Raw genomic sequence first — 3,453 nt, 5'->3', positions numbered from 1 at the left:
GTTATCGGGCCAGCCGCGACAGCAACGAGTCATTAAATAGGGAATAGGCTGGAATGATCCGCAGGAAGCGGAATGCATGCATCGGAACCTGGACGGCGCCTGCGTGACGCCGTTTTCTTTGCGGCATACCTCGAGAAAGGCCAGCCGCATCAAGCCACAGATGGGATCGTCCAGGCCGATTTCAAGGCCTGATTTATGCAGGCGATTCGTGGCACAGGGCTTGCAGCTTGTTCAACATCGCCCAGTTGCGCGCCGTCGTCGCATCGCCCAGCTGCTTGCCGAGTGCGGCGGCGGCCGTGCTGTCGAGGATACCCTCCGGACACCACACATAGGCTGCGCGATCGCCGAGCGCCATCGCGCCCGGATGCCAGTCGCGGCCGCACAAGGCTTCGACGGCCTGGCGCGAATCCGCTCCGGCGAGGATGAAGGTCAGCAGGCGCGCGTGGTCGGTCGCCAGTTCGAGCAAGGGATTGGAAGACAGGATGGCGTTCAGTTCGCCGCAGTCGAGCACGATGGTACGGGCGGCCACGCCGAGCTTGAGCACGAGTGCTTCCTCGATCTCGGCGGCCACTTCGTCATGCGGCCGGATCGGCCCCGTGAACACGACATTTCCACTGTTGAGCACGCTACGCACACGGTCGTAGCCGAGATCGGCGATCAGTTTGCGCAGGTCGGCCATGGCGACGCGTTTCGCCCGCCCGACATTCACGCCTCTTAGTAAAGCAATATAGCGTTGGCTAGTCATTCGGGCATGGTACCTTGCCCGGCCAGCATCCGGGGCGCCGCGCACTTAAGGGATCATTAAACAGGCAAGCGACAAGCTTGCAACATCCGGAACGGTGGCCGCTCACACCGTACTTACCGGATGATAATATCAAGACATTGCGAAAAATAAACGAGGGAAACATGAGCCTTCCTTACCAGCTGACACCGCTGGCCGAGACCCGTCCTGGAATGGTGTTGTCCGACGTCGTCCGCGACGGCAAGGGAAATGTATTGCTGGCGCAGGGCATCGTGCTGACCGAGTCCATGCTGGCGTCGCTGGCGCGGCATGGGATCGACCTGCTGCCCATCCTGCAGGCCGTCCCTGCGCCGCCGCCGCTCGATCCGGACGCGATCCAGGCGCGGCTCGACCAACTGTTCCGCAAGCACGACCGCGACGACCTGGGCGATTGGGCCACAGGCATCCTGCGCCGCTATGTGGAAGACTACCGGCTGCAGCGCGAGGTGGGCGCATGAACCGCCTGGCGCCCGAACAGCTGGCGGCCGGCGTGCAGGACCTGCCCTCGTTGCCCGCCGTCGTCATGGAATTGCTCAGCAGCGTGGAGCAGGAAGACATCGACATCTCCGTGCTGGCGAAAAAGGTGTCGTACGACCAGGCCCTGACGGCCAAGACCCTGCGCCTGGCGAATTCGCCGTCGTCCGGCCTGCAGGTGAAGGTCACGACGATCCAGCAAGCCATTACCTTTCTCGGCTTCCAGACGACGCGCAACCTGATCACGGCAGCCGCCATCACGGGCTGCTTTCCGAGCGGACGGTGCCAGGGATTCAAGGACAAGGCATTCTGGCGCCATTCGATCGCCACGGCCGTGTGCGCGCGCGCGCTGGCCCGCCGCGTGCGCTTCAATCAGGACATTGCCTTCACGGCCGGCTTATTGCATGACATCGGCAGGCTCGTGCTGGTGACCTGTCATCCGGAAGCGTATGGCCAGGTCGTCGCCTGGCAAGCCCAGCACAGTTGCGACTGGCTGGCCGCGGAACGGGCCGTGCTCGGCATCGACCATGTCGACGCCGGGGTCGCGCTGGCGGACCACTGGAATTTCTCGGACACGATGCGCCAGGCGATTGCATACCACCATGCCCCCGACATCCTCGGCGCCGGTTTCCTGGCGACCATCGTGCATGTGGCGAATGCCATCGTCCACGCCCTCGACCTTGCTGGCGACGACGACGAACTGGTGCCGCGCGTATCCAGCGTGGCCTGGGATGCGATGGGATTGAACGAGGAAGCCTATCTGCACTTATTCCGGGAAACGGAACTGCAGTTCGACGAAATGTCGACCATCCTGATGGCCTGAACGGGTTGCTCAGGCAATCAGGATGATCGAAGGACGGCAGCGAAGGCGTGCTTCGCTGCCGGGTCTGGCCGAAGGCATGACAGGACAGCTGTCATGCCCACGGCATCAGTGCGCATAATTGCCCGAAGACGAACCGTCGTTCGATTGCGTTTGGGGTTGCTGGGTCTGCTGAGCTTGCGGCTGGGCTTGCTGTTGTTGGGCAGCTTGCTGGGCGGCTTGCTGTGCGGCTTTTTCCTCAGGCTTCGGGCGGCCTTGAGCATCCGACAGGCGATACTTGGTGCGGCGGTCGCCCATCAGGTCACGCAGGTCGCGAATGCTCATGCCGGTCACTTCGTGCATGCGGATCAGCAGCGAGGCGCCGACCGGCAGGYGGTGGTGACGGATCTTGCTGATCACCGGAGGGGCGACTTCGAGCATGCGCGACAGCGCGGCATCGTTCTTCAGCTGCATCTTGCCGAGCAGGATGTCCAGCAGGTGGTTCGGGTTATAACTTTCCTGTGATGACAAAGCATGATGTGCCATGATGACCTCGTGTGTGGTTAGAATAGTTCTTTTACGAACTGTGTTTAATGACTGACTCATCTACATAAGTTCCCGGATCGTGTTCCCGATGGACCAGGCTTCCACCTGATTGCCGGCAACTGACCGGGCCGCGTGCGCTCCCTTGACGGGAAGKGCCAAAAAACCGATGCAGCGTCGGAACCCTGCCCGTCCTCACGCACCGTACTCGTACGACCGTGTTGCCGGACCGGGCGCCGCGACCGGAAACTTGGCCGCCGCTGCGGTTTTTCGCACTCCCCGCTTCCCCACATGCACTTGTTTTTCGGACAAATTATCAAACTCATATGTCAGGTTCACATTCGACCTGAGCACAAAACCAGTTAGTCCAAATCAAGCTATCGTGTGGAAAGCTTGTCACATAGTCATTTCAGCACATGGTGACAGATTGTGGCGCACGCAAGTGTTTTTTTGGACTAATTTTGCAATTGCCGAGCTGCACGAACTACTTGATTCACAACAAGAAACCAAACCAAGTCAGACCAGCAACTTTAAAAATAACAGCTGGAAACCAAAATTCAAGTTTTAACAATGTAACCGACTGTTTATCTCGACGGTTGTTGTAAAAATACCAATTCCTCGGAGTACGGAGTACCGACGCACATGGCCGCATGCACCCGCTTTTTCGGCCCGCACCCCGATTTACGGTAAACTGCACATCCACTTGTCAAAGCATCAGGGAACGTCGAAAACCTGCTGCGCGTTGCGCTGTCACACTGCGATGCTCACTGTACTCTCGTACAGCTGCGCTTCTCGTGCGACATCGCGGCCGCTCGCGACGGTTTTTCGAGGTTCCCATCAGCACTCAGAAGCATTC

Annotated in this window: 4 protein-coding genes; 2 read left to right on the top strand and 2 right to left on the bottom strand. The window is 59.9% G+C overall.

Annotated elements, in window-relative coordinates; translation table 11 throughout:
- Positions 1–193: 193 nt before the first annotated feature.
- A complete protein-coding gene (locus tag AC1DYX_RS29435) occupies positions 194–745 on the bottom strand; it encodes a DUF1697 domain-containing protein (RefSeq protein WP_477265505.1) in 552 nt (183 codons plus the stop codon).
- Between the two features lie 161 nt (positions 746–906).
- Here AC1DYX_RS29435 and AC1DYX_RS29430 point away from each other — a divergent pair, with 161 nt between their 5' ends.
- Together AC1DYX_RS29430 and AC1DYX_RS29425 are read left to right on the top strand one after the other, a co-directional pair.
- Positions 907–1,239, top strand: coding sequence for a hypothetical protein (locus tag AC1DYX_RS29430; protein ID WP_477265503.1), 333 nt, complete (start codon positions 907–909; stop codon positions 1,237–1,239).
- Positions 1,236–2,078, top strand: coding sequence for an HDOD domain-containing protein (locus tag AC1DYX_RS29425; protein WP_477265501.1), 843 nt, complete (start codon positions 1,236–1,238; stop codon positions 2,076–2,078). Before AC1DYX_RS29430 ends, AC1DYX_RS29425 begins: the two co-directional genes overlap by 4 nt.
- Before the next feature lie 105 nt (positions 2,079–2,183).
- Here the strand turns inward: AC1DYX_RS29425 and AC1DYX_RS29420 are convergent, their stop codons facing one another.
- Complete coding sequence (locus AC1DYX_RS29420; RefSeq protein WP_477265499.1) at positions 2,184–2,660, bottom strand: hypothetical protein; 477 nt, start codon at positions 2,658–2,660, stop codon at positions 2,184–2,186.
- Positions 2,661–3,453: the final 793 nt, after the last annotated feature.

The sequence above is a fragment of the Massilia sp. P2_C2 genome (assembly GCF_056404615.1).
This window is presented reverse-complemented; position numbering and strand designations above follow the sequence as displayed.